This is a genomic window from Streptomyces sp. NPDC093252 (assembly GCF_040683675.1).
Classification (GTDB): domain Bacteria; phylum Actinomycetota; class Actinomycetes; order Streptomycetales; family Streptomycetaceae; genus Streptomyces.
Genome location: NZ_JBFBEM010000011.1, coordinates 236101 through 262310, shown reverse-complemented (window position 1 = coordinate 262310; position 26210 = coordinate 236101). Strand labels below are relative to the sequence as shown.

General features: G+C 72.5%; 19 protein-coding genes and 1 pseudogene. 16 read left to right on the top strand and 4 right to left on the bottom strand.

Going from position 1 to position 26210, the window contains the following annotated elements; genetic code table 11:
* Positions 1-121 precede the first annotated feature (121 nt).
* Entirely contained in the window at positions 122-1711 is a 1590-nt protein-coding gene (serA, locus tag AB0O01_RS24055; RefSeq protein WP_365316301.1) for a phosphoglycerate dehydrogenase, read from the top strand.
* 69 nt (positions 1712-1780) lie between these two features.
* Here the strand turns inward: serA and AB0O01_RS24050 are convergent, their stop codons facing one another.
* Positions 1781-3349: an MFS transporter gene (locus AB0O01_RS24050; protein WP_365316300.1), complete on the bottom strand. Its 1569-nt coding sequence runs from the start codon at positions 3347-3349 to the stop codon at positions 1781-1783.
* 97 nt (positions 3350-3446) lie between these two features.
* Between AB0O01_RS24050 and AB0O01_RS24045 the strand changes: the two genes are divergently transcribed.
* Complete coding sequence (locus tag AB0O01_RS24045) at positions 3447-4028, top strand: TetR/AcrR family transcriptional regulator (protein ID WP_365316299.1); 582 nt, start codon at positions 3447-3449, stop codon at positions 4026-4028.
* A gap of 3 nt (positions 4029-4031) precedes the next feature.
* Here the strand turns inward: AB0O01_RS24045 and AB0O01_RS24040 are convergent, their stop codons facing one another.
* Complete coding sequence (locus AB0O01_RS24040) at positions 4032-5231, bottom strand: helix-turn-helix domain-containing protein (RefSeq protein WP_365316298.1); 1200 nt, start codon at positions 5229-5231, stop codon at positions 4032-4034.
* Between the two features lie 187 nt (positions 5232-5418).
* On the opposite strand from AB0O01_RS24040, the gene AB0O01_RS24035 reads away from it, so the two are divergent.
* From AB0O01_RS24035 to AB0O01_RS24015, 5 genes and pseudogenes are all read left to right on the top strand, one after another.
* On the top strand, positions 5419-6345 hold the full coding sequence (locus tag AB0O01_RS24035) for a proline dehydrogenase family protein (RefSeq protein ID WP_365316296.1): 927 nt from the start codon (positions 5419-5421) through the stop codon (positions 6343-6345).
* Positions 6346-6412: 67 nt separating this feature from the next.
* Entirely contained in the window at positions 6413-8044 is a 1632-nt protein-coding gene (pruA, locus tag AB0O01_RS24030; protein WP_365316294.1) for an L-glutamate gamma-semialdehyde dehydrogenase, read from the top strand.
* Between the two features lie 134 nt (positions 8045-8178).
* The gene (locus AB0O01_RS24025; RefSeq protein WP_365316292.1) at positions 8179-9144 is read left to right on the top strand and encodes an alpha/beta hydrolase; all 966 of its coding nucleotides are present in this window, start codon (positions 8179-8181) and stop codon (positions 9142-9144) included.
* Positions 9145-9148: 4 nt separating this feature from the next.
* Positions 9149-9703: pseudogene (locus AB0O01_RS24020) on the top strand (GNAT family N-acetyltransferase).
* Between the two features lie 250 nt (positions 9704-9953).
* Positions 9954-10085, top strand: a complete 132-nt coding sequence (locus AB0O01_RS24015) for a hypothetical protein (RefSeq protein ID WP_355743993.1) — start codon at positions 9954-9956, stop codon at positions 10083-10085.
* 55 nt (positions 10086-10140) lie between these two features.
* Here AB0O01_RS24015 and AB0O01_RS24010 read toward each other — a convergent pair whose 3' ends face one another.
* On the bottom strand, positions 10141-11730 hold the full coding sequence (locus AB0O01_RS24010) for a metallophosphoesterase family protein (protein ID WP_365316290.1): 1590 nt from the start codon (positions 11728-11730) through the stop codon (positions 10141-10143).
* 141 nt (positions 11731-11871) lie between these two features.
* On the opposite strand from AB0O01_RS24010, the gene AB0O01_RS24005 reads away from it, so the two are divergent.
* From AB0O01_RS24005 to cimA, 8 genes are all read left to right on the top strand, one after another.
* Entirely contained in the window at positions 11872-12915 is a 1044-nt protein-coding gene (locus AB0O01_RS24005; protein WP_365316288.1) for a 3-isopropylmalate dehydrogenase, read from the top strand.
* A 283-nt stretch (positions 12916-13198) separates the two neighbouring features.
* Positions 13199-14287, top strand: a complete 1089-nt coding sequence (locus AB0O01_RS24000; RefSeq protein WP_365316286.1) for a branched-chain amino acid aminotransferase — start codon at positions 13199-13201, stop codon at positions 14285-14287.
* 173 nt (positions 14288-14460) lie between these two features.
* The gene (gene ureA, locus AB0O01_RS23995) at positions 14461-15198 is read left to right on the top strand and encodes an urease subunit gamma (RefSeq protein ID WP_365316284.1); all 738 of its coding nucleotides are present in this window, start codon (positions 14461-14463) and stop codon (positions 15196-15198) included.
* The gene (locus AB0O01_RS23990) at positions 15195-16868 is read left to right on the top strand and encodes an urease subunit alpha (RefSeq protein WP_365316282.1); all 1674 of its coding nucleotides are present in this window, start codon (positions 15195-15197) and stop codon (positions 16866-16868) included. The genes ureA and AB0O01_RS23990 overlap by 4 nt, the downstream gene beginning before the upstream one ends.
* Positions 16869-16879: 11 nt before the next feature.
* Positions 16880-17932: an agmatine deiminase family protein gene (locus AB0O01_RS23985; protein WP_365316280.1), complete on the top strand. Its 1053-nt coding sequence runs from the start codon at positions 16880-16882 to the stop codon at positions 17930-17932.
* A gap of 18 nt (positions 17933-17950) precedes the next feature.
* Complete coding sequence (locus AB0O01_RS23980; RefSeq protein WP_365316278.1) at positions 17951-18559, top strand: TetR/AcrR family transcriptional regulator; 609 nt, start codon at positions 17951-17953, stop codon at positions 18557-18559.
* A 147-nt stretch (positions 18560-18706) separates the two neighbouring features.
* Complete coding sequence (locus tag AB0O01_RS23975) at positions 18707-19972, top strand: hypothetical protein (protein ID WP_365316276.1); 1266 nt, start codon at positions 18707-18709, stop codon at positions 19970-19972.
* A 310-nt stretch (positions 19973-20282) separates the two neighbouring features.
* The gene (gene cimA / locus AB0O01_RS23970) at positions 20283-21887 is read left to right on the top strand and encodes a citramalate synthase (protein ID WP_365316274.1); all 1605 of its coding nucleotides are present in this window, start codon (positions 20283-20285) and stop codon (positions 21885-21887) included.
* A gap of 167 nt (positions 21888-22054) precedes the next feature.
* Here cimA and AB0O01_RS23965 read toward each other — a convergent pair whose 3' ends face one another.
* Complete coding sequence (locus AB0O01_RS23965) at positions 22055-22708, bottom strand: SLATT domain-containing protein (protein WP_365316272.1); 654 nt, start codon at positions 22706-22708, stop codon at positions 22055-22057.
* Between the two features lie 219 nt (positions 22709-22927).
* Between AB0O01_RS23965 and AB0O01_RS23960 the strand changes: the two genes are divergently transcribed.
* Positions 22928-26173 (top strand): metallophosphoesterase, encoded by a 3246-nt coding sequence (locus tag AB0O01_RS23960; RefSeq protein WP_365316270.1) that lies wholly within the window; start codon positions 22928-22930, stop codon positions 26171-26173.
* Positions 26174-26210: the final 37 nt, after the last annotated feature.

Below are 26210 nucleotides of genomic sequence, written 5' to 3'. Positions count from 1 at the left end.
AGGCCCACAGCGTCGTGCGTCTTCCACGCGGCCGAGCGACACCGGCCCAGCCCGGTGTGCTCCCCCTCCACCGCCTGCGGCCGTCGGGACGGCCGTCCGCATCGGACATGTGAGGACTCACGTGAGCTCGAACCCCGTCGTACTCATCGCCGAAGAGCTGTCGCCCGCCACCGTCGACGCCCTCGGCCCCGACTTCGAGATCCGGCACTGCAACGGCGCGGACCGCGCCGAGCTGCTCCCCGCCATCGCCGACGTCGACGCGATCCTGATCCGTTCCGCGACCAAGGTCGACGCCGAGGCCATCGCCGCCGCGAAGAAGCTGAAGGTCGTCGCCCGCGCCGGGGTCGGTCTGGACAATGTCGACGTCTCCGCCGCCACCAAGGCCGGTGTGATGGTCGTCAACGCCCCGACCTCCAACATCGTGACCGCCGCCGAACTGGCCTGCGGTCTGATCCTGGCCACCGCCCGCAACATCCCGCAGGCCAACGCCGCCCTCAAGCAGGGCGAGTGGAAGCGCAGCAAGTACACCGGCGTCGAGCTGGCCGAGAAGACCCTCGGTGTCGTAGGCCTCGGCCGGATCGGCGCGCTGGTCGCCCAGCGGATGAGCGCCTTCGGGATGAAGGTCGTCGCCTACGACCCCTATGTCCAGCCCGCGCGGGCCGCGCAGATGGGCGTCAAGGTCCTCTCCCTGGACGAGCTGCTCGAAGTCTCCGACTTCATCACCGTCCACCTCCCCAAGACCCCCGAGACCCTCGGTCTCATCGGGGACGAGGCGCTGCGCAAGGTCAAGCCGACCGTGCGGATCGTGAACGCCGCGCGCGGCGGGATCGTCGACGAGGAGGCGCTGTACTCCGCCCTCAAGGAGGGCCGGGTCGCCGGTGCCGGGCTCGATGTGTACACCAAGGAGCCGTGCACGGACTCGCCGCTGTTCGAGTTCGACCAGGTCGTCGCCACCCCGCACCTCGGTGCCTCCACCGACGAGGCCCAGGAGAAGGCCGGTATCGCCGTCGCCCGCTCGGTGCGGCTCGCCCTCGCCGGTGAGCTGGTCCCGGACGCGGTGAACGTGCAGGGCGGGGTCATCGCGGAGGACGTCAAGCCGGGGCTGCCGCTCGCCGAGCGGCTCGGCCGGATCTTCACCGCGCTCGCCGGTGAGGTCGCCGTCCGCCTCGATGTCGAGGTCTACGGCGAGATCACCCAGCACGATGTGAAGGTGCTCGAACTCTCCGCGCTCAAGGGTGTCTTCGAGGATGTCGTCGCCGAGACGGTGTCCTACGTCAACGCCCCGCTGTTCGCCCAGGAGCGTGGCGTCGAGGTGCGGCTGACCACCTCCTCCGAGTCGCCGGACCACCGCAATGTGGTCACCGTGCGCGGCACGCTCGGCAGCGGCGAGGAGGTGTCCGTGTCCGGCACGCTCGCCGGTCCCAAGCACCACCAGAAGATCGTCGCCGTCGGGGAGTACGACGTCGATCTCGCCCTCGCGGACCACATGGTCGTGCTGCGCTACGAGGACCGTCCCGGTGTCGTCGGCACCGTCGGCCGGATCCTCGGCGAGGCCGGGATCAACATCGCCGGGATGCAGGTCGCCCGCGCGGCGGTGGGCGGGGAGGCACTGGCCGTGCTGACCGTCGACGACACGGTGGCGCCCGGGGTGCTGGCGGAGGTCTCGGCGGAGATCGGCGCGACGTCCGCCCGGTCGGTGAACCTCTCCTGATCCTGAGGTGAGCGCCGGGCCGGGGGCTGCCGCCCCCGGGTCCCGCTGCGGCCCTGAAGGGCCCCGTCCTCAAGCGCCGGACGAGCCGAGGAGACTCGGTTCGTCCGGCGCCTTCGTGTCCCCGGGCCGTACGTTCCGCAGCGCCACCGTCGCCAGCGCCGCCGCCCCCACCAGCAGCACCGCCGCCGCCACGGCCGCCGCCCGCATCCCGTCCGTGAACGCCGTCCGCGCCGCCGCGGTCAGGGCGTCGGACGCCTCCGCGGGGAGCCGGGCGGCGACGGCCAGGGCGCCGCCCAGGGTCTCCCGGGCCTCGGGCGCGGCACCAGCCGGCATCGCATCGCGGTAGACCGCCGTCCCGATGGAGCCGAGGACGGCCATGCCGAGGGCGCCGCCGAACTCGGCCGCGGTCTCCAGCAGCGAGGACGCCGAACCGGCGCGGGCCACCGGAACCGTGCCGAGGGCCAGGTCGACCATCTGGGACAGGGCGACGGTGATGCCGGAGGCGAGGACCCCGCACGCGGCCAGCACCAGCCAGAGGGAGTCGGTGCCGGCCAGGGCGAGCAGGGCGTAGCCGGTCGCGGCGATGAGGAACCCGGCGGTGACGACCCGGGCGCGGTGGACGCCCCTCTGCACCAGCGCGGCGGCGGTCGGGGCGGCGACCGCGATCGGCACCGAGGGGAGCAGCGCCCACAGGGCCGCCTCCAGCGCGCTCTTGCCGAGGACCGACTGGAGGTACTGGGTGGTGAAGTACGCCGAGCCCATCATCCCGAACAGCGCGATCAGATTGAGGGAGAGCGCGGCGGAGAAGCCCCGGCCCCGGAAGAGCGCGGGGGAGATCATCGGGGAGCGCGCGGTGCGCTGGCGGTGCACGAACAGCGCGGCGAAGAGCAGACCGACGGTGACCGAGACGACGTGGCCGGGGTTCCAGCCGTCGGCGGCGATCTCCTTGAGGCCGTGGATCACCGGCAGCACGGCGGCCAGGGACAGGGGGACGCTGATCCAGTCGAAGCGGCCGGGGTCGGGGTCGCGGGCCTCGGGGAGCAGGACGGGGCCGACCAGGAGCAGCAGCGCCATCGCCGGGAGATTGACCAGGAAGACCGAGCCCCACCAGAAGTGCTCGACCAGTACCCCGCTCATCACCGAGCCCAGTGCCACGCCCGCCGTCATCACCGTCGACCACAGGGCGATGGCCTTCGCCCGCTGGCCGGGGTCGGTGAACAGGGTGCGCAGCAGGGCCATCGTGGAGGGCATCAGGGTGGCGCCGCCGATGCCGAGGAGCGCGCGGGCGGCGATCAGCATCTCGGCGGTCTGGGCGTAGGCGGCGGCGAGGGAGGCCAGGCCGAAGGCGGTGGCGCCGATCAGCAGCAGCCTGCGGCGGCCGATGCGGTCGCCGAGCGAGCCCATGGTCATCAGCAGACCGGCCACGGCGAAGGCGTAGATGTCGAAGATCCAGAGCTGCTGGGTGCCGGTCGGGGCCAGATCGGCGCTGATCGCGGGGACCGCGAAGTACAGCACCGAGACATCCATCGAGACCAGCATCAGCGGCAGCATCAGCACGCCCAGCGCGGTCCATTCCCGGCGGCCTGCGCGGGCGGGGGGTGCGGGCGGATGCCCGGACGTCATCGGGGTCGTCGTCATGGCAGGGAATGTACGGGCGTCTTAAACGCTTGTCTAGTACGGGTGTTTATTACGCTTGTTTAATACGGCCGTATAGTGCTCCCTTTACTATGGCCGCATGGGTCACCGTGAGGATCTGCTCGAAGGCGCCAAGCGCTGTCTGCTGAAGAAGGGCTTCGCGCGCACCACCGCGCGCGACATCGTCAAGGAGTCCGGGACCAACCTCGCCTCCATCGGCTACCACTACGGCTCCAAGGACGCGCTGCTCGCCCAGGCGTATCTGTCGCTGGTGGGGGAGACGGGCGACGCGTTCGGGCCGGACAGCGGGGAGTTCAGCACCCCCCCCGGCTCCCTCGAACGGTTCGGGGAGGTCTGGTCCGGCATCATCGCCACCATGGGCCCCGGCTCCGTCTGGCGGCTCACCATGGAGGTGCTGACCATGGGGGACCGGCTGCCCGAGGTCCGGGAACGGCTGGCCCAGGCGCAGGGCGAGGCCGGGCGCGGGCTGATGGGCATCCTGCTGGACGTCCCCGAGGAGGACATCCCCGACGACCAGGCCGACACCCTCGGCAAGCTCTGCTCGACGCTGATGACCGGTGTGATCGCCCAGTGGGCCTTCGATCCGAAGACGGCACCGACGGCGGACGAACTGACCGAGGGGATGCGGGCGCTGATGGAGGCGGCGCAGCGGGCCCGCTGAACGTCAGCCCAGTCGGCGGGCCTTGAGGGCCATGTGCAGGAGCAGCCGGTCCTCGCCGTCGTCCAGGTCCAGGCCCGTGAGCTGCTCCACCCGGGACAGCCGGTAGTAGAGGGTCTGGCGGTGGATGCCCAGCTCCGCCGCCGTCCGGGCGGCCTGGCCCGCGCGGTCGAGATAGGTCTCGGCGGTGCGCACGAGGTCGCGGTGGGCCGGGGTCAGCAGCGCCGCCACGGCCGGATCGTCGGCGGCGTCCGGGGGCAGCGCCGTCAGCAGCCGGTACGGGCCGATCGAGGTCCACTCGGCGACCGGGCCGAGCCGGGGTTCGGCGAGCGCGGCGCGGGCGGCGGCCGTCGCCCGGTGCCAGGCGATGCCCAGCCCGGCCAGCTCGGTGAGCGGGGCGGCGATCCCGGCGGCGGGAGGTCCGGCGTCCGGACGGGCGTCCGCCGGGCGGTCGAGGAGCCGGGTGGCCGCCGACACCGCCGGGCCCAGGTTCTCCGTCGTACGCAGTCTGATCAGGACCGCCAGGGACTGGGCGGCGGCGCCCCAGGGGACGGTGCAGCGGGCCGTCGCGCCCGGGAGGGTGCGGACCGAGGGGGCGTCGTCGGGGTCGGCGGACGGCCAGGGGGCCACGCAGAGCAGGGTGTGCGGACCGGTGGCCCGGGTGCCGAGGGCGGTACGGAGTTCCGCCACCGCCATGTCGTGCTGCCAGTCGCGTTCCGCGGTCAGCACCGCCCGCAGTTCCCGGGTGAGGTCGGCGCCGTGCTGGGCCTCGTCGGCGAGCAGGGCGCCGATCCGGCCGGCCACCTCCATCGCCGCCGTCAGCCGGGCGTCGGAGGGGCCGGGGTCGGTGTCCAGGAGCCAGACATAGCCGAGGACGACACCCCGATGGCGTACCGGGAGGCAGATCCGTCCCCGGTTCACCCCGGCCTCGGGGGTCGGCGGGATACGGACCGGGCCGGTCGCCCGGGTGATGCCGAAGCTCTCGAACCAGGTGCGGACGGCGGCCGTGGAGCGGCGGGTGACGATCGAGCGGGTGCGGACCGGGTCCAGTGCGGAGGGGTCCAGCTCCTCCTCGCTGTCGTAGGCGCCGAAGGCGATCAGCTCGAAGTCGCGGTTCTCCAGGGTGGCGGGGGCGCCGAGCAGCTCGGACAGCTCGTCGACCAGCTCCTGGTAGTCGCCGCGGTGGTCGCCGTACTCCGGTGTCACCCTCCGCATTCTGCCGCATCCACGGGCGGCCTTCATACATCTGTCTGAGATCTGCGGCACGGATGCGTGACGTCTGTCGATGGCCCACGATCGAAGGGATCTCTAGGTTTCACGGTGATCCCCCCGTGCCGTCCCCGGAAGCCCGGACGACGGCCGTCTGTTGAGTGTGTGTTGTGTGGAGGTGCCCGTGCTGGGTCCCGTGATTCTCGCCGCGTCGCGCAGCGACCGGATGCGCCGGCTGATCTCGGCGGCGCCGGTCACCAAGCAGGTGGTGGACCGGTTCATCCCCGGCGAGAGCGTCGACGACATCGTGCCGATCGTCGAGCGGCTGACCGGGCAGGGCCTGGAGCTGACCCTGGACGTGGTCGGCGAGGACATCGCCACCCCGGAGCAGGCCACCGCCGCCCGGGACGCCTATCTGGAGCTGATCGACCGGCTCACCCCGCTGGGCCTCGGCGACCGCGTCGAGATGTCGGTCAAGCTGTCGATGTTCGGACAGGCGCTGCCGGGCGGGCACCATCTCGCCCTCGCGAACGTCCGGCCCGTCGTCGAGCGCGCCGCCGGGATCGGCACCACCGTCACCCTGGACGCCGAGGACCACACCACCCTCGACTCGATGTTCGCCATCCACGAGGAGCTGCGCAAGGACGTCCCGGAGACCGGCTGCGTCATCCAGGCGTACCTCTTCCGCACCGAGGCCGACGCCCGCCGCCTCGCCGCCGCCGGCAGCCGGGTCCGGCTGGTCAAGGGCGCCTACAAGGAGCCCGCCGAGGTCGCCTACCAGCAGAAGCACGAGATCGACAAGGCGTACGTCCGCGTCCTGCGGATCCTGATGGAGGGCGAGGGGTACCCGATGATCGGCTCCCACGACCCCCGGCTGATCTCCATCGCCCAGGAACTCGCCCACCGGGCGGGCCGCAAGCCCGACGAGTACGAGTTCCAGATGCTGTACGGCATCCGCGGCGAGGAGCATCTGCGGCTGGCCGCCGAGGGCCACCGGATGCGCGTCTACACGGCGTACGGCACCGACTGGTACGGCTACTTCATGCGGCGGCTCGCCGAGAAGCCCGCCAACCTGCGGTTCTTCGCCCGCAGCATGATCACCAAGGGCTAGCACCCCCCTCACCCTTCCGCACCCGCTCTTCCGTTCACCCGCTCACGTACAAGGAGTTACGGATCCCATGGACGCTGTGACCCAGGTCCCCACCCCCGTCAACGAGCCGGTGCACGGCTATGCCCCCGGCTCTCCCGAGCGCGCCCGGCTGGAGGTCAGGCTCAAGGAGCTGGCCGAGAACCCGCTCGACCTCACGATGACCATCGGCGGCGAGCGCCGGATGGGCGGCGGCGACCTCTTCCAGGTCGTCCAGCCCCACCACCACAAGTCCGTCCTCGGCACCTACCGCAACGCCACCCACCAGGACGCCCGCGACGCCATCGACGCGGCCCTCGCCGCCGCCCCCGCCTGGCGCGCGACGTCCTTCGACGACCGCGCCGCGATCATCCTGCGCGCCGCCGAACTGCTCGCCGGACCGTGGCGCGAGACGCTGGCCGCCTCCACCATGCTGGGCCAGTCCAAGACCGCCCAGCAGGCCGAGATCGACACCCCCTGCGAGCTGGTCGACTTCTGGCGCTTCAATGTCGCCTACGCCCGCCAGATCCTGGCCGAGCAGCCCCCGGCGAACTCGCCCGGCGTCTGGAACCGCCTCGACCACCGCCCGCTGGAGGGCTTCGTCTACGCGATCACGCCGTTCAACTTCACGGCCATCGCCGGCAACCTGCCCACCGCGCCCGCCCTGATGGGCAACGTCGTGGTCTGGAAGCCGTCCCCGACGCAGACCCACGCCGCCGTGCTGCTGATGCGGCTGCTGGAGGAGGCCGGGCTGCCCAAGGGCGTGATCAACCTGGTCACCGGCGACGGCATCGCCGTCTCCGAGGTCGCCCTGGAGCACCGGGACCTCGCGGGCATCCACTTCACCGGCTCGACCAAGACCTTCCAGTACCTGTGGAAGACGGTCGGCGCCAACATCGAGAAGTACCGCTCCTACCCGCGGATCGTCGGCGAGACCGGCGGCAAGGACTTCGTGGTCGCCCACCCGAGCGCCGACCGTGCCGTCCTCAAGACCGCGCTGACCCGGGGCGCCTTCGAGTACCAGGGCCAGAAGTGCAGCGCCACCTCCCGCGCCTACATCCCGGCCTCCCTCTGGAACAGCGGCTTCAAGGAGGAGTTCGCCGCCGAGGTCGACTACCTCACCATGGGCGATGTCACCGACCTCGCCAACTTCCTCGGCGCCCTCATCGACGACCGCGCCTTCGCCAAGAACAAGGCCGCCATCGAGCGCGCCAAGCAGGACCCCACCTGCACGATCGTCGCGGGCGGCTCCTACGACGACTCGGTCGGCTACTTCGTCCGCCCGACCGTCATCGAGTGCTCCGACCCGGAGAACGAGATCTTCCGCACCGAGTACTTCGGCCCGATCCTCGCCGTGCACGTCTACGAGGACGAGAAGTACGAGGAGATGCTGGAGCAGATGGAGTCGGTCTCCGACTACGCCCTCACCGGCTCGGTGATCTCCGCCGACCGCGCGGCCACCGCGTACACCATGGACAAGCTGCGCTACGCGGCCGGCAACTTCTACATCAACGACAAGTCGACCGGCGCGGTCGTCGGCCAGCAGCCCTTCGGCGGCGGGCGGGCCTCCGGCACCGACGACAAGGCGGGCGCCCCGCAGAACCTGATGCGCTGGACCCTGACCCGCGCCATCAAGGAGACCCTGGTCGCCCCGACCGACTACACCTACCCCCACATGGGCTGACCCCTCCCCCCACGGGCCGACTTCCCCTCGGCCCGTACCCCACCGGGCCGCCGCTCCCCACCCCCCGGGAAGCGGCGGCCCGGTCCGTTTCCCGGGGGGGGTCTTCCCCGGGACCACCGGGGAAGACCCCCCCCATGACCTCCACGGGAACCGGTCCGGTACGGACCGACGACGGCGTACGGCTCTGGGCGGCCCGGTCGGGCACGGGCGCCGCGCCGCTGATCCTCGTCCACGGCGGCCCCGGCCTCTGGGACATGTTCGGCCCCTTGGCCACCGCGCTGGGCGACCTCGCCACCGTCATCCGCTGGGACCAGCGCGGCTGCGGTCGCTCCGAGCGCTGCGCCGGGCCCTGGACCCTGGCACGGTTCGTCGCCGATCTGGACGCCGTGCGCGCGCACTTCGGGCTGGAGCGCACGGCCCTCCTCGGGCACTCCTGGGGCGCCCAGCTCGCGCTGGCCTACACGCTCGCCCACCCGGAGCGGGTGAGCACGCTGGTGTACGTCTCCGGGACCGGCATCGGACCGGTGGCGGACTGGCAGGGCCGCTACAAGGCGAACTTTGCGACCGGGCTCGCCGCCGACCCCGCCCGCACCGACCGCTTCGAGGCGCTCATGGACCGCGACGACCTCACCGTTGAGGAGGAGCGCGAGTACGCGGCGCTCCGCTGGGCCCTGGACTTCACCGACCGCGCCCCCGAACACGGCTCCGCCCCCGCCCCCGCCCCCGACCGCGGCCCCAGCCCCGCCGGCCACGCGCTCGCCCTGGCCCTCACCGACCCCTGGTTCGGCGTCAACCACGCCTGCAATCACGCCCTCAATGAGGAGGCCCGGCGCACCTGGGGCACCCCGGAGCTGCGCGCCGCCTGCGCCGCGCTGGACGTCCCCGTGCTGATCGTCGACGGGGCGAAGGACATCCGTCCGCGCGATGCCGTCGACTCCCTGGAGGCCGCGCTGCCGAGGGTGCGTCGGGTGGTGTTCCCCGACGCCGGGCATCTGCCGTGGATCGAGGAGCCGGAGGGGTTCCGGCGGGCGCTGGAGGGGCTGGCGGTGCGGCACCCTCCACAAACGCCTGGAGCGGGATGCCCGGGGCGCGAATACTGAGGGGATGACCCCCTCCGTATGCCTCGTCCATACCTCCGGCCTCACCCCCGTCGAGCTGGCCGCCGTCCACGCCCTGCTGACCGACGTCTTCGACGGGGACTTCACCGACGAGGACTGGGACCACACGCTGGGCGGGATGCACGCCGTGGTGGTGGACGGGCGGGGGCCCGTGGCGCACGGGTCGGTGGTGCTGCGCCGGGTGCGCGCGGGCGGGCGCTGGCGCCGGGTCGGGTATGTCGAGGGGGTCGCGGTGCGCCGGGACGCACGGCGGACCGGGCTCGGCGGACGGATCATGGCCGCCCTGGAGGGCGTGATCGACCGGGCCCACGACTTCGGCGCGCTGGGCGCCGGCGACGACGGGGCGCTGCTGTACGCGGCCCGGGGCCGGCGGGTCTGGGGCGGGCGGATCAGCGCGGCGGGCCCGGACTAGGTGGTCCGGTTCCGGGAGGAGGAGGGCGCGGTGTTCGTGCGGGGGGCGGGGGCGGGCCCCGGCGGCGAGGGCGACGAGCTGGTCTTCGACTGGCGGGACCGGGATGTGCTCTGGTCCACAGGGCGCTGAGGCGGGTATCGGTGCAGGTCAGCCGTGGATGATCGATCGTCGCGTCTCAGATAGTAGGAAGTCCGAGTAATTGTGGAGACAGCGGCGGTTCGCTCCCTTAGCTTGGTAGGAGCCGAACGAATCGCTCGATCCAGCGAATGGCGGTCGTGAGCCGGCCCCGTACAGGCAACCCCTGTGGCCGACGCTCCCCGCCCTCCGGCGTCTCGCACTCTCATCCGCGCTCCCGCACTTCTCAAGGAGTCGAACCCCCATGGCCGAGACGACCGCCCGCCGCCGTGTCCGTCATCACTCCCGCACCACCGAGTCGGACCGCAAGAACGCCGCCGCGGCCCTCCAGCGCGCCCTCGACCGCCGGGACAACGGCGGCCAGACCGGACACTGAGAGCCCGCAGCCCTCCAGGGCCCGCGACGCGCCCGGACGATCCGAACGACAGCCCCTAGCCGCCCCGCCGCACCTCGAAGGCGTCGACGCGCTCGCCCTCGTGGTTCAGCGCCGTCACCTCCAGGCGGGGTGAGGCGCCCGCGTGGGCCGTCACCGACAGCACCGAGAAGCCCCGGTACCGTACCCGCGACCACTCCACCCGCTCTTGCGGGGTGTCCCGTGACCGCGTCCAGCGCAGGGCGGGCACCGACTCGGTGTCGTGGACGTGCCCGGCGTAGCTCTCCGGGGTGCCCGCCGGGAAGCCGTACAGATCCTTGCCGCCGCCACCTGCGGTGACGTACACGGTCCCGTCGCGGACCGGGTCCGTCCGCCCGCCGATGGGCACGGCCCGGCCGACCTCGCCGTCCCGGATCGCGTCGGTGCGCTCGTAGACATGGTTGTGGCCGTTGATCACCAGATCCACCCGGTGCTCGGCGAAGAGCGGTACCCACTCCGCGCGCACCCCGCCGTCCGAGCCGTGCGAGGAGGTGGAGTAGGCGCAGTGGTGGAAGAAGACCACGACGAACTCGACCCCGTCCGCCGCCCGCAGCTCCCTCAGCCGCCGCGCCAGCCACGCCGTCTGGCGGCCGTCGGTGCAGCCGAGGTTCGCCGGGATCTCGTAGGAGACGTCATTGGCGTCCAGGGCGATCACCCCGACATTGCCGTAGACGAAGGAGTACACCCCCGGCGCCGAGCGCGGGTCGAAGCCGGTGCCGGGGAGGGAGAAGCGGGCCAGGTGGCCGCCGTAGCCGTCGGGGGAGTACCACGCCTCCATATCGTGGTTGCCGGTCGTCACCATCCAGGGCACCGACCGCGCCACCGGCTCGTTCTGCTTCAGGAACAGGTCCCAGTGCGTGGCGTCGTAGGTGTCCCCGGCCGTGCCCCGGCCGGTCGGGTTGGCGTAGCAGAGGTCCCCGGCGTGGAGGTGGAAGGCGGGGTCGGCGCCCCGCAGCACCCGGCCGCCCGCGGCGGCGGCCTCGCCCACGCCCTGGTCGCCGAACGCGGTGAAGGTGAAGGTGCCCGGGGTGACGGGGGCGGTGCGGAAGCTGCTGATCGTCGCGCGGTGGGCGGGGTCGGCGGGGTCGAGGCCCTCGTGGCCGACGCCGTAGTAGTAGGTGGTGCCGGGGAGCAGTCCGGTGAGGGAGGCGTGGACGTAGTACTGCTCCACGGCGGCCCGGATCCCCCTCAGTTCCGGGGTGTTCAGGGCGCGCACCTCGGCGGGCGTCCGCCCGCCCAGGTCGTCCGGGCGGCTGCCCAGCCGCAGATACGGTCCCCGCACCGGCGCCGGGACCTGCCAGGAGACCCGCATCCCGGTGCGCGGGTCGTCGCCCAGGGCGAGATGCCGGCCGAAGGGTACGACGGCCGCACCGGACACCGGGGACGCGGCCAGCCCTGACGCGGACGACCGTGACGCGCCCGGTCGGTCCGGCGACCCGCCCGCCCCGCAGCCCGTGAGCGCACCCCCCGCCACCGCACCCCCCGCCACCATGCCCGCCGTCACCAGCGCCCGGCGCCGGGAGAGCCGGGACCGCAGATACGCGTGCTGCTCCGCCATGCTCAGCCGGGCGGCCAGCCGGGGCGGAATGCCGAAGTCGGGGGTCTCCATGGCGGTGAAGTTCCCAGCACCGGCCGACGGCCGCAACGCATCGGGGTGAACGGCCGGTGACGGATGGCCGGAACACCCACCCCGCTGTCCGTATCGCGGACGTACCGTGTCATCCCATGGGACGAGGGGTAGGGTGCCCGCATGTCTCGCAGCATCAATCTCGCAGTGATCCCCGGTGACGGCATCGGCCAGGAAGTCGTGACCGAGGGCCTGAAGGTCCTCTCCGCCGTCCTTCCGCAGGATGTGAAGCTGGAGACCAAGGAGTACGACTTCGGCGCCCGGCGTTACCACGCCACCGGTGAGACCCTCACCGACGCCGACCTCGACGCCCTCAAGCAGCACGACGCCATTCTGCTCGGCGCCATCGGCGACCCGTCCGTGCCGTCCGGCGTCCTGGAGCGCGGCTTCCTGCTGAAGCTCCGCTTCGCCTTCGACCACCATGTCAATCTGCGGCCGAGCAAGCTGCTCGCCGGAGTGGCCACCCCGCTCGCGGGCGAGCCCGGCATCGACTTCGTCGTGGTCCGCGAGGGCACCGAGGGCCCCTACACCGGCAACGGCGGCACCATCCGCAAGGGCACCCCGCACGAGGTCGCCACCGAGGTCTCCGTCAACACCGCCTTCGGCGTCGAGCGCGTCGTCCGGGACGCCTTCGCCCGCGCCCAGGCCCGCCCGCGCAAGAAGCTCGCCCTCATCCACAAGAACAATGTGCTGACCTTCGCCGGTCATCTGTGGACGGATGTCTTCAACCGGGTTGCCACGGAGTTCCCCGAGGTCACCACCGAGTACATGCACGTCGACGCGGCCACCATCTATCTGGTCACCCAGCCCGAGCGCTTCGACGTCATCGTCACCGACAACCTCTTCGGCGACATCATCACCGACCTCGCCGCGGCCGTCTCCGGCGGCATCGGCGTCGCCGCCAGCGGGAACATCAACCCGAGCGGCGACTTCCCCTCCATGTTCGAGCCGGTGCACGGCTCCGCCCCGGACATCGCCGGCCAGGGCAAGGCCGACCCCAGCGCCACGGTGCTCTCGGTCGCCCTGCTGCTGCGCCACCTCGGCCACGAGGCCGAGGCCGCCCGGATCGAGGAGGCGGTCGCCGCCGACCTCGCCGACCGGGTCGGCAAGCCCGCCCGCTCCACCGCCGAGATCGGCGACGCGCTCGCGGTACGGGTGACCGGCTGACCCCACGGTCCTCTCGATCACTCGAATCAGGCCGCCGGGTCGCGTCAGCGCCCGGCGGCTTTCGTCTGCCCCAACGGGGTGCCACCATCACCCCTGGGCCTGCCACCATCGCCCCAGGGCCGCTTCACCCCGTTTCTTCCGCCCCCACCTCCGGGCGATAATCGGACAAGCGACCGCGCCACGAGGTGATGCTCGGACGTCCTACTAATGACGGCCGGACACCCCCCGAACCTCGGCCGACCGGAGCTGCCCCGCCCCTGCCAGGAAGCAAAGGAACCGACTCATGACGACGCCCACGATCGAGCTCAAGCCCTCCGCCGCCCCCCTCTCCGCGGCCGAGCGCGAGGCGATCCTGGCCAGCCCCGGCTTCGGTCGCCACTTCACCGACCACATGGTCACCATCAAGTGGACCGAGGGCCGCGGCTGGCACGACGGACAGCTCGTTCCGTACGCGCCGATCTCGCTCGACCCGGCCACCGCGGTGCTGCACTACGCCCAGGAGATCTTCGAGGGGCTCAAGGCGTACCGCCGCCCCGACGGCTCGGTCGCCACCTTCCGCCCCGACCAGAACGCCCTGCGCTTCCAGCGCTCGGCCCGCCGCCTCGCCATGCCCGAACTCCCGGTCGAGACCTTCGTCGCCGCCTGTGACGCCCTGGTCGGGCAGGACAGGGACTGGGTCCCCGCCCACGGCGGCGAGGAGTCCCTCTATCTGCGCCCCTTCATGATCGCCACCGAGGTCGGGCTCGGGGTCCGCCCGGCGAGCGAGTACCTCTTCCTGGTCATCGCCTCCCCGGCCGGCGCCTACTTCCCCGGCGGGGTCCGGCCGGTCTCCATCTGGGTCTCCGAGGACCGGGTCCGCGCGGTCCCCGGCGGCATGGGCGACGCCAAGACCGGCGGCAACTACGCCGCCTCCCTGCTCGCCCAGGCCGAGGCCGCCGCCCACGGCTGCGACCAGGTCTGCTACCTCGACGCGGTCGAGCACACCTGGGTCGAGGAACTCGGCGGCATGAACCTCTACTTCGTCTACGGCGACCGGATCGTCACCCCCACCCTCACCGGCTCCATCCTGGAGGGCGTCACCCGCGACTCCCTGCTCACCGTCGCCCGCGACCTCGGCTACACCGCCGAGGAGCGCCGGATCTCGCTGGCCCAGTGGCAGCGGGACACCGAGAGCGGCGCCCTGACCGAGGTCTTCGCCTGCGGCACGGCCGCCGTCATCACCCCGGTCGGCACGGTCAAGCGGGCCGGCACCGAGTGGCAGCACGGCGGCGGCGAGCCCGGCGAGGTGACCCTGCGGCTGCGCAGCGCCCTGCTGGACATCCAGCGCGGCACGGCGACGGACGCCCACGGCTGGATGCACCCGCTGGGCTAGAGCCAGGATCCCCTGGAGGCCCGCCCCTGTCACCTTCCGTGACGGGGAGCGGGCCTCTTTGTTTTCTCCTCTATTTTGAACGCCACTCAAGCAAAGCCATCAAGGATCAGTCCGCATCCCTTCCCCATCGTTAGAGCAATGCTCTAACCTGGCTCACCGAGGAGGTACCCGCCATGAGACTGACCCCCACCGAACGCGACCGGCTGCTGCTCTTCGGCGCCGCCGAGCTGGCCCGCGCCCGCCGGGCCCGCGGGCTGCGGCTGAACGTCCCCGAGGCCACCGCCCTGATCGCCGACACCGTCTGCGAGGCGGCCCGCGACGGGGTGCGGCTGGCCGAGGCGGTCGAGCGGGCCCGCGCCGTCCTCGGACCCGGGGACGTGCTGCCGGGGGTCGCCGACGTGGTGACCGAGGTGCAGGTGGAGGCCGTGTTCGAGGACGGGTCCCGGCTGGCCGTGGTCACCGACCCCATCGGCGGCGGGCTGGGGGAGGAGGCCCCCGGGGCGCTGCTGCCGGGTCCGGAACACGCCGGGCACGCCGGGCACTCAGGGGATACCGGGCACGCCGGATACTCCGATCCGGAGGCGGCCGTCCGGCTCACCGTCACCAACACCGCCACCGTCCCGGTCTCCGTCACCTCCCACTTCCACTTCTTCGAGGCCAACCCGCGCCTGGACTTCGTCCGGGAGGCGGCCTACGGGATGCGGCTCGCGGTGCCCGCCGGGTCGTCGGTGCGGTTCGGGCCGGGGGAGACCACCGAGGTCGGGCTGCTGCCGATCGGCGGTGACCGGATCGCCATCGGGTTCGCCGGACTGGTCGACGGGGCGCTGGACGCGCCCGGGGCCAAGGAGGAGGCCCTGCGCCGGGCCGCCGCCTGCGGATATCTCGGAGTGGAGCCGGGGGACGAGCGATGAATCCGTACGAGTACGCCGCCACGCACGGCCCGCGGGCCGGGGACCGGATCCGGCTCGGGGACTCGGGGCTGGTGATCCGGGTCGAGGACGACTCCCAGCGGCCCGGGGACGAGTTCCTCGCCGGGTTCGGGAAGACCGCGCGGGACGGGCTGCATCTGAAGGCCGCCGCCGTGCGGGACACCTGTGACGTGGTGATCAGCAATGTCGTCGTCATCGACGCCGTGCTCGGGATCCGCAAGGTGTCCATCGGGATCCGCGAGGGGCGGATCTCGGCCATCGGGCGGGCCGGGAACCCCGACACCCTCGACGGGGTGGACGTGGTCGTGGGCACCGGGACGACGATCGTGTCCGGCGAGGGACTGATCGCCACCGCCGGGGCCGTCGACACCCATGTGCATCTGCTCTCGCCCCGGATCATGGAGGCGTCGCTCGCGTCCGGGGTCACCACGATCATCGGGCAGGAGTTCGGCCCGGTCTGGGGCGTCGGCGTCAACTCGCCCTGGGCCCTGCGGCACGCCTTCGGCGCCTTCGACGCCTGGCCGGTCAACATCGGCTTCCTGGGCCGGGGTTCGTCCTCCGACCCGGCCCCGCTGGTCGAGGCGCTCGCCGAGGGCGGGGCGTCCGGGTTCAAGGTGCACGAGGACATGGGGGCGCACACCCGGGCCCTGGACACCGCGCTGCGCGTCGCCGAGGAGCACGACGTGCAGGTGGCCCTGCACAGCGACGGCCTCAACGAGTGCCTCTCCGTCGAGGACACCCTCAAGGTGCTCGAAGGGCGGACCATCCACGCCTTCCACATCGAGGGCTGCGGCGGCGGACACGTCCCGAACGTGCTGAAGATGGCGGGCGTCCCGAACGTCATCGGCTCGTCCACCAACCCCACCCTGCCCTTCGGCCGGGACGCCGTCGCCGAGCACTACGGGATGATCGTCTCCGTCCACGACCTCAAGACCGACCTGCCCGGCGACGCCGCCATGGCCCGCGACCGCATCCGCGCCGGGACCATGGGCGCCGAGGACGTGCTGCACGACCTGGGCGCCATCGGCATCACCTCCTCCGACGCCCAGGGCATGGGCCGCGCCGGGGAGACCGTCCGGCGGACGTTCGCGATGGCCGGGAAGATGAAGGCCGAGTTCGGCGCCCCGGACGACGGGCACGACAACGAACGCGTCCTGCGGTACATCGCCAAGCTGACCATCAACCCGGCCCTCGCCCACGGCCTCGCCCACGAGGTCGGCTCCATCGAGCCCGGCAAACTCGCCGACCTGGTGCTCTGGCGGCCCGAGTACTTCGGCGCCAAACCCCAGCTCGTCCTGAAGGCGGGCTTCCCCGCCTACGGGGTGACCGGCGACCCCAACGCCGCCACCGACACCAGCGAACCCCTGATCCTCGGCCCGCTCTTCGGAGCGTACGGCGCCGCCCCGGCCGAACTCTCCGTGGCGTTCGTCGCCCGGGCCGCCCTCGACCTCGGCGCCGACCGGATGCCCACCCGGCGCCGCCGGGTCGCGGTCCGCCACACCCGCGGCATCGGCCCTGCCGACCTGCGGCGCAACTCCCGTACCGGAGCCGTCGACGTCGACCAGCGGACCGGGCTGGTCACCCTGGACGGCGAGCCGATCCGCTCGGCGCCCGCCGAATCCGTCTCCCTGAACCGTCTGTACTTCCTGTGAGGACCGCCCCCATGCCTGCCTCTGCCCTGTCCGCCGCCGCCGACGGCTTCTCGATGCCCGCCGAGTGGACCCCGCACGAGCGCACCTGGATGGCCTGGCCCGGCCCCAACCCCACCTTCGACTCCCCGGACGACCTCGCCGCCGCCCGGATCGCCTGGGCGGCGGTCGCCCGTGCCGTCCGCCGCTTCGAGCCGGTGACGGTGGTGTGCGGGCCCGGACAGTCGGCCGGGGCGCGGGCGCTGCTCGGCCCGGACATCCAGACCGTCGAACGCGAACTGGACGACGCCTGGATGCGGGACATCGGCCCGACCTTCCTGACGGACGGGCGCGGCGGACTCGCCGCCGTGGACTGGACGTTCAACGGCTGGGGCGCCCAGCACTGGGCCCGCTGGGAGCACGACGCCAAGATCGGCGCCCATGTCGCCGACCTCGCCGGGGCCCGGACCTACGCCTCGCGGCTGGTCAACGAGGGCGGGGCGATCCATGTCGACGGCGAGGGCACGGTCCTGCTGACCGAGACCGTCCAGCTCGGCCCCGAGCGCAATCCGGGCTGGACGCGCGAGGAGGTCGAGACCGAGATCCACGGCATGCTCGGCACCCGCAAGGCGATCTGGCTCCCGCGCGGCCTCACCGCCGACTACCCCCCGTACGGCTACGGCACGCTCGGGCATGTCGACATCGTCGCCGCGTTCGCCCGGCCCGGGGTCGTCGTCGCCCACCACCAGACCGACCCCGCCCACCCCGACTTCGAGGTCAGCCGCGAGGTCATCGGCATCCTGCGCGCCGCCACGGATGCCGCCGGACGGCCCCTGGAGGTGGTCGGGGTGCCCGCGCCGACCACCCTGGAGACCGACGGCCACTGGGCCGACTACTCCTACATCAACCACTACCTCTGCAACGGCGGGGTCGTCCTCTGCGCCTTCGACGACCCGCGCGACCAGGAGGCCGCCGCCCTCTTCGGCCGCCTCTTCCCCGAGCGCGCGGTCACCCTGGTCGACGCCCGTACGATCTTCGCGGGCGGCGGCGGCATCCACTGCATCACCCAGCAGCAGCCCAGGGTCTAGCGAGCGAGGAGCACGGACATGGCCGGAGGGCCCCGAGGGCGCCGACAGGCCCCGCCCCGCGAGGACGTCCTCTCCGCCGCCATGGAGATGATCGCCGCGCGCGGTCTGGAGAAGCTCACCATGGCGGCGCTCGGCGCCGAGGTCCGGATGAGCAGCGGGCATCTGCTCTACTACTTCGGCTCCAAGGACGAACTCCTGCTGCGCACCCTGGAGTGGAGCGAGGGCCGGCTCGGCGCCGAGCGCTCCCGGCTGCTCACCCGCGAGGCCCCGGCCCGCGCCCGGCTCGACGCCTATGTCGGCCTCTACGTCCCCGACGGCCACCGCGACCCGCACTGGACGCTCTGGCTGGAGGTCTGGAACCGCTCGCAGAACGCCACCGCCGACGCCCGCGACCGGCAGGCGGCCATCGAGGGCGCCTGGCACCGGGACCTGGTGGCGCTGCTCGCCGAGGGCGTCTCGCGCGGCGAGTTCCGGGCCGTCGACCCGGACCGGTTCGCGGCCAGGCTGCGGGCCCTGCTCGACGGCTTCTCGATCCAGGTGGCCATCGGACTGCGCGGCGCCGACCGGGAGACGATTCTCGGCCATGTCGGGGAGTTCCTGGACGAGTCACTGGGCCGGACCGGCTGACCCCGACGGCTGAACTGCCGTCCGGGTTGTACGCGTTGCGGCTGATTGACCGCGCGGCGCGCGGTGCGATTCCCTCGGTGACGACCATGAACGGGGCCGCGGCGACCACGCGCCCCACGGGGAACAACGGGGAACACAGGGGGAACTGTGCCCACACCTGCGCGCGCACTGACCGTCGCGACGATCGCCGCGACGGCGCTCGCCCTCACCGCGACGACCGCCACGGCCGCCCCGCCACCGCGCACCGAGCGGATCACTCTGTCGGCCACCGGAGGCCAGCTCACCGGCGGCTCCGGCGGACCGGCCCTCAGCGCCGACGGCCGCCACGCCGCCTTCGCCTCCGACGCCGCCGACGTGGTGCCCGGCGACACCAACGGGGTGAGCGACGTCTTCGTACGGGATCTGCGGCGCGGGACCGTGGAGCGGGTCACCCGGGCATCGGACGGCACCCCCGCCGACGCCGGGACGTACACGGCACGGCTCAGCGCCGACGGCCGGTACGTGGCCTTCACCACCCGGGCGTCGAATCTGGTCGACTGGCCGGTGCCGCAGGCCCCGTACAGCGCCGACGTCTATGTGCACGACCGGCGGACCGGGACGACCGAGCGGGTCACCGTGGCCGCCGACGGGGGATCGGCCGGCGTCTCCGACGGCCTCGGGCTGTCCGCCGACGGCCGGCTCGTCGCCTTCACCGCGGCGGCGGACCGGATCGAGGGCGGGGGCGCGCCGCCGCATGCCCGCGCCTATGTCGTCGACCGGGTCACTGGCGAGCGACGCACGATCAGCGACCGGCTGCCTGCCGACTGGTACGTCCAGAATCTGCGGCTCAGCGCCGACGGCACCCACGCCGCCTACGTCCCGCGCCACCCGCGCGGCGGCCCGGGACAGCTCTGGCTGGCCGATCTGCGCACCGGCGAGCAGCGGCAGCTCAACCTCACCCCGGACGGCGAGCCGACCGGCGGCGGACCGGCGGGCCTGTCGCTGTCGGCGGACGGCAGCCGGGTGGCGTACGGCTCCTTCGACGACCGGGTGGTGCCCGGGGCGCCCGAGTACACCTGGGAGCTGTATCTGTACGACGCCCGGACCGGCACCACCCGCTGGATCACCCACGAGGGCGCCGGCGGGCTCGGCGGGGGCCTCCTCAGCCCCGACGGCCGCAGGCTGGCGTACACCCACGAGACCGAGCGGCCGGACGGGACGACCGTCGGCAACATCCACATCCGCGAGCTGGACGGCCCCGGACGGACCGTACGGGCCACCGACGACATCGGCGGCGGGGCGCTCACCGAGGGCTACTCGGCCGCCACCGACTTCGCCGCCCGGGGCCGGGTCCTCGGCCTGTACTCGACCTCGTCCCGACTGGTGGCCGACGACACCAATGGGGAGGGCGACGGCTTCACGGTGCGGCCGTGACGGCCACGCGCTGACCGCATCCTGAGACACACGGTGAGCACGGGGACGGTCTGTGCCAGACTGCCCCCGTGCTCTCGTTCGCCACGATTATTGGCAGCAGGCGCGCCGGTCCGCAGTGACCGCCTGGTACGACCACGTACAGGCGGCCACCGTCGTTCTCGACCCGCGCGCAGACCTCTCGCACCCGCGAGAGGTTTTTCGCATTTCTGGCCCACCCGCAGCCGGTGGCGGAGCGCGAGGGATCATAGGGGGACGGTGGAGCCGGTCATTCCGGTACAGACCGCGATCATCATCTCAGGAGCCTTGAACCATGACGGAAACCAGCGAGCGCGACGACTCGTTCCATGTCTTCGACACCACCCTGCGCGACGGTGCGCAGCGGGAGGGCATCAACCTCACCGTCGCCGACAAGCTGGCCATCGCACGGCACCTGGACGACTTCGGGGTCGGCTTCATCGAGGGCGGCTGGCCCGGTGCCAACCCCCGCGACACCGAGTTCTTCGCCCGCGCCCGGCAGGAGATCACCTTCCGTCACGCCCAGCTCGTCGCCTTCGGCGCCACCCGCCGGGCCGGTGGCAGGGCCGCCGAGGACCCCCAGGTCCGGGCCCTGCTGGAGTCCGGCGCCCCGGTGATCACCCTGGTCGCCAAGTCCCACGACCGCCATGTCGAGCTGGCCCTGCGCACCACCCTGGACGAGAACCTGGAGATGGTCCGCGACACCGTCTCCCATCTCCGGGCCCAGGGCCGCCGGGTCTTCGTCGACTGCGAGCACTTCTTCGACGGCTACCGGGCCAACCCGGAGTACGCCAAGGCCGTCGTCCGCACCGCCGCCGAGGCCGGTGCCGACGTCGTCATCCTCTGCGACACCAACGGCGGCATGCTCCCCGCCCAGGTCCAGGCCGTCGTCACCACCGTCCTCGCCGACACCGGCGCCCGGCTCGGCATCCACGCCCAGGACGACACCGGCTGCGCCGTCGCCAACACCCTCGCCGCCGTCGACGCGGGCGCCACCCACGTCCAGTGCACCGCCAACGGCTACGGCGAGCGGGTCGGCAACGCCAACCTCTTCCCGGTGGTCGCCGCGCTGGAGCTGAAGTACGGCAAGCGGGTGCTGCCCGAGGGCAGGCTGCGGGACATGACCCGGATCTCGCACGCCATCGCCGAGGTCGTCAACCTCACCCCGTCCACCCACCAGCCCTACGTCGGGGTCTCCGCCTTCGCCCACAAGGCCGGGCTGCACGCCTCCGCGATCAAGGTCGACCCGGACCTCTACCAGCACATCGACCCCGAGCGGGTCGGCAACACCATGCGGATGCTGGTCTCCGACATGGCCGGCCGCGCCTCCATCGAGCTGAAGGGCAAGGAACTCGGCATCGACCTCGGCGGCGACCGCGAACTCGTCGGCCGGGTCGTCGAGCGGGTCAAGGAGCGCGAGCTGAGGGGCTACACCTACGAGGCCGCCGACGCCTCCTTCGAACTGCTGCTGCGCGCCGAGGTCGAGGGCGGTCCGCTGTCCTACTTCCAGGTCGAGTCCTGGCGGGCGATCGTCGAGGACCGCCCCGACGGCACCCACGCCAACGAGGCCACGGTGAAGCTGTGGGCCAAGGGGGAGCGGATCGTCGCCACCGCCGAGGGCAACGGCCCGGTCAACGCCCTCGACCGGGCGCTGCGGGTGGCGCTCGAAAAGATCTACCCGCAGCTCGCCAAGCTGGAGCTGGTGGACTACAAGGTCCGCATCCTGGAGGGCGTCCACGGCACCCAGTCCACCACCCGCGTCCTGATCTCCACGACGGACGGGGCGGGGGAGTGGTCGACGGTGGGGGTCGCGGAGAACGTCATCGCCGCGAGCTGGCAGGGCCTGGAGGACGCGTACACGTACGGGCTGCTGCGGGCCGGGGTGACACCGGCGAGGTAGGCCGTCGGGTGCGGGTCGGTGGGGGCCGATCGCGCAGTTCCTCCCCCAGAGGGGGCACCCCCAGCGCCCCTGAAACGCCCTTGCGGGCAACGTGCCTGAAAGGGGCGCGGGGAACTGCGCGACCAGCCCCCACCGTCCCGCACCCGGCACCACACCCCCACGTCCCCCTACATCGCCGAATCCCGCGACCGAGGCACCTCGGGCCCCCGATCCCGCCCCGCCACCCGATCCAGCCGGAAAAGCCCCGCGCCAGCGCCCCGCGGGGCCGACCCCGAGGACGTCGACCGCGTCAGCTCCTCCATGCTCTCGGAGAGATACCCCACCCAGGTGGCGCTCTCCTCCTCCATGATCCGCTGCGCGTCCCCCCGCAACCGCTCGATCACCACCAGCAGCGCCGTCTGCTCCTTCTCGCTCGGCGTCTCACCGCTGCGCAGATACGCCTGCGTGAAGTCCGACTGCGCCTTTTTCAGCACCTGCTGGAGCGCTATCTCGGTCCGTATGTACCGCGTCCAGGACGCCGAGAAGCCGAAGATCCGGTCGAACAGCACACACCCCGCGCCCGCCGCGAGGAACACGAAGCCCCACTCCGGCTGGAGCAGCGTCGGGTCGGCCGCGTGCACCAGCGGGGTGAGCGTCCCGACGATCCCGAGCAGTCCGGCGAGCGCGCGCAGCGAGCGCGACCAGCGTGAGGGCGCCTTGCGCCGCCCCAGGTACCAGCCGATCGCCGTGGTGACCTCGGCCTCCGCCTGCTTGAACAGCTCCCACAGCACCTCCGGCCGGGAGCGCGTCCGGTCCAGTTCGGTGAGTTCGGACACCGTCATGTCCGCCACCTTGCGTCTCCTCGGCATGCCCGTCCCTGTCCTCCCGGCCGATCCAGTGCTTGGGGCATGGTATGCGCCACTCGCGCCACTGTCCCACGCACCGTCAAGAAGTGCGTCCGGCATAGGCAGTTGAGGCGGTCCGGGGTGCTTGACACCCCCTCCGGAGGGGCAATGGCCCGCATAAGCTGTTCCGCGTCACAGGCAAGCCGGGGGTGTTCCGTGCGCATCGTCCACATCAGTGATCTGCACGCCAGAGACGACTGGCAGACCGACCAGAAAAAGGTGCTGCGGGCCTTCCTCACGGATGTGGCCGAACAGCACGCGGACACACCGGTCGACTGCGTGGTCTTCAGCGGCGATCTCGCCTACGGCGGCAAGCCCGAGCAGTTCGCCCAGGCCCGGGAGCTGCTCCTCGACCCCTTGCAGGAGACGCTCGGCCTGGACCGGGAGCGGATGATCCTCGCGCCCGGCAACCACGATGTCGACATCTCCCGGATCAACGAGTACCAGGAGGCCGGACTGCGCGCCCGGCTCACCGACCGCGACCAGGTCAACACCTTCCTCGACCGGGACGACCTGCTGGCCCAGCTCGACCGGCTGGCCGCCTGGGTGGAGTTCAGCGACGCCTACTACGCCGGGACCGCGGTCGAGCGCCTCTCCCCGCTGATCACCCTGCACCGCTTCACCGTCGGCGCCGCCGAGGTCGCCGCCGCCTCCCTCACCTCCTGCTGGCGGGCCACCGGCGCCGGGGACGACGCCGACCGGGCCCATCTCATCGTCGGCGACCGGCAGCTCACCGCGGCCGTCGAGCGGCTCGGCGACGCCGATCTCAAGCTCGCCGCGATGCACCACCCCGTCGACTGGCTCGCCGAGTTCGACCGCGCCGACGTCCGCCGCGAGCTGGGCCGGTTCGACGTGCTGTGCACCGGCCATGTCCATGTGGTCGACCCGGCCGGGATCGCGGGCCGCACCGGCACCCTGATGCACAGCGCCGCCGGGTCCCTGTTCCAGTGGCGCAACTACCTCAACGCCTACAGCGTCATCGACGTCCGCGCCCTGCGCGCGCCGCGCGCCTACACCGTCCACATCCGCAGCTACTACGACGACCGGGACGCCTTCGACACCGGCGTCAACGCGGTCGCCCGGGGCCGGCTCGACATCGACTTCGCGGCACCCGGCGACCCCACCACGTCCACCACCGGCGCCGCCCCCACCACCCCCACCACCGCCACCACCCCGGGCGCCCCCGCCGCCGCGCCGGAGCCCCCCGCCCCCCTCGCGCCCGCCGACCTGGCCGCCGAGACCCTGGTGGACGCCGTCCGCGAGCGGAGTCTGATCCTCGGGCCCGAGCGGGAGGAGCTGCCGATGGAAGGGCTGCTGGTGCCGCCCGTGCTGCTGCGGATGAGCGTCGACCAGTGGATGGCGCTCCAGGACCTGGAGGAGGGCCGGGTCGGCGCCGACGAGATGATCGAGAGCCTCGCCGAGCACCGCCACTTCCTGATCGTCGGCGACGAGTACACCGGACTCACCAGCACCCTCCAGTGGCTCGCCCACTCCGCCTACCGGGGCGACCCCCAGTACGTGCCCGTCGTCATCGACTTCACGGCCGTCGAGACCGGGCCCAGCGGGGTCGAGAGGGAGATCCGCCGCCAGCTCGCCGGGGCCGGTATCGCCCTCGGCCGGCGCGACCCGCTGCCCCGCCTCGCCCTCGCCGTCGACAACATCGACCCCCGCTCCGAGAAGCGGCTACGGCATCTGCTGAAGTTCCTCACCCAGCACCCCGAGCACCTCGCCTTCCTGGGCTGCCGCACCACCGCCCACCACCGCGTCTCCGACGCCATGACCGCCGAGGGCTGCCCCGCCCGGATCCGCCACCTCGGCCCCTTCGGGCGCCGGGAACTGCGGGCGCTGGTGCGGCTGCTGCGCCCCGACGAGTCCGAGGCCGATGTCAACGCCATGCTGGACCTGCTGGCCCGCGGCGGACTGCCCCGCACCCCGGTGATGCTGGCCGCCCTGCTGTCCACCGCGGGACAGCGCGACTGGACCACCGGCGCCAACAGCACCGCCATCCTGGAGTCCTACCTCGGACTGCTGCTGGGCCGCGACGACCCCCGGGTCGACCGCCGCTTCGAACTCGACTTCCTCGCCCTGCGGGACATCGTCGCCTGCGTCAACGAGCATCTGATGCTCACCGGACAGGACTCCCTGCCCCGGATCGACGCCGAGCAGTTCCTGCTGGACTACTTCAAGGGCCTCGGCTGGTCCGAGCCGCCCGGGGCCGTCCTGGACGCCCTCATAGCCAAGCGGCTGCTCACCGAACGGGACGGCGCCATTCACTTCTGCCAGCCGATGATCCGCCCGCTGCTGGCCGCCTACCGGATGGACGCGTCCACCGACCTGAAGGACCTGGTGCTGGCCACCCCCCTGCGCCACGCCCAGGTCATCCGGCACACCGCCGCCCTGCGCCGCAACGACGCCGATCTGCTGAGCACCACCGCCCAGGGCTTCCGGGCCCTGCGCGAACGCCTCGGCGACGGCGGCAACGACCCGTTCTCCGTGCTGGCCACCAAGGAGGGCTGGCTGGAGGACGCCAAGGCCGCCCTGGACGACTTCTTCCCCGCCGACCTGGCCTACGAGTCCGCCCCGCCGACCGAGGTCCCCGGCGACTTCCGGGTGATGATGGACGACCTCCAGGACCAGGCCGACGCCATGCAGACACTCGCCCAGGACCAGCGCCAGGGCGCCGGCTTCAACCCCACCGAGTTCGAGGCGTACGTCGAGGCCCTCGATCTCCTCGCCGACGTGCTGCGCAGCAGCGAACTGGTCCGCAATCTGGAGCTGAAGAACGAGACCCTGCGGCTCTGCCTGAACGGCTACGGGGTGCGGGCCGCGCTGATGGCCGCCGAGTGGAGCGACCGCGACGGCCGCAGCGTCTTCCGCGACTCCCTCGCCGAGGTCCTGGACCGGCAGGAGATCGGCGAGGAGGAGTTCGAGAGCTTCATGGGCCGGGTCGAGCTGTACTCGCCGGTCCTGTCCTCCTACTGGGCGCTGTCCCAGGTGCTGGCCAGCGGCAAGCTGTCCCGGCTGACCGGCGAGGCGCTCGGCGACACCGGCTTCGTCGAACAGCCGGGACAGGCCCTGATGGCGGTGCTGCTGATGCGGCACATGGGCGACCGGGACTGGGTCAGGCACGCCTCGGCCGTGATCAGGCGGCACGGCGAGCGGGAGGTGATCGGCGAGATCCTGCGGCTGTTCGCCGTCACCAGCTATCTCCAGCCCGACCTGGGCCGGGACGAGCTGGGCGCGCTGGAGAGCCTGCTGTGCGACATCGCCCTGCACCGCAAGGAGGTCCCGCCCGGCCCGGCCCGCACCCAGCACTTCAACCACATCATCCAGGGCATGCGCCAGCGCCGCCTCCAGTCCCTCCAGCGCGGCGACGACTACGCCATCTCGCCCGGCCTGTGAGCCACTCTCCGGCCCGGCCGGAGATCCCCTTGTGAAC

Bases quoted from the DNA above. Each gene is read 5' to 3' on its own strand.
- AB0O01_RS24025 (WP_365316292.1), top strand. From the start codon at position 8,179: ATGACCTCCACGGGAACCGGTCCGGTACGGACCGACGACGGCGTACGG.
- AB0O01_RS24000 (WP_365316286.1), top strand. From the start codon at position 13,199: ATGACGACGCCCACGATCGAGCTCAAGCCCTCCGCCGCCCCCCTCTCC.
- AB0O01_RS24015 (WP_355743993.1), top strand. From the start codon at position 9,954: ATGGCCGAGACGACCGCCCGCCGCCGTGTCCGTCATCACTCCCGCACC.
- AB0O01_RS23985 (WP_365316280.1), top strand. From the start codon at position 16,880: ATGCCTGCCTCTGCCCTGTCCGCCGCCGCCGACGGCTTCTCGATGCCC.
- AB0O01_RS24010 (WP_365316290.1), bottom strand. From the start codon at position 11,730: ATGGAGACCCCCGACTTCGGCATTCCGCCCCGGCTGGCCGCCCGGCTG.
- AB0O01_RS24045 (WP_365316299.1), top strand. From the start codon at position 3,447: ATGGGTCACCGTGAGGATCTGCTCGAAGGCGCCAAGCGCTGTCTGCTG.
- AB0O01_RS23990 (WP_365316282.1), top strand. From the start codon at position 15,195: ATGAATCCGTACGAGTACGCCGCCACGCACGGCCCGCGGGCCGGGGAC.
- AB0O01_RS24050 (WP_365316300.1), bottom strand. From the start codon at position 3,349: ATGACGACGACCCCGATGACGTCCGGGCATCCGCCCGCACCCCCCGCC.
- AB0O01_RS23980 (WP_365316278.1), top strand. From the start codon at position 17,951: ATGGCCGGAGGGCCCCGAGGGCGCCGACAGGCCCCGCCCCGCGAGGAC.
- ureA (WP_365316284.1), top strand. From the start codon at position 14,461: ATGAGACTGACCCCCACCGAACGCGACCGGCTGCTGCTCTTCGGCGCC.
- cimA (WP_365316274.1), top strand. From the start codon at position 20,283: ATGACGGAAACCAGCGAGCGCGACGACTCGTTCCATGTCTTCGACACC.
- AB0O01_RS23965 (WP_365316272.1), bottom strand. From the start codon at position 22,708: ATGACGGTGTCCGAACTCACCGAACTGGACCGGACGCGCTCCCGGCCG.
- pruA (WP_365316294.1), top strand. From the start codon at position 6,413: ATGGACGCTGTGACCCAGGTCCCCACCCCCGTCAACGAGCCGGTGCAC.
- AB0O01_RS24005 (WP_365316288.1), top strand. From the start codon at position 11,872: ATGTCTCGCAGCATCAATCTCGCAGTGATCCCCGGTGACGGCATCGGC.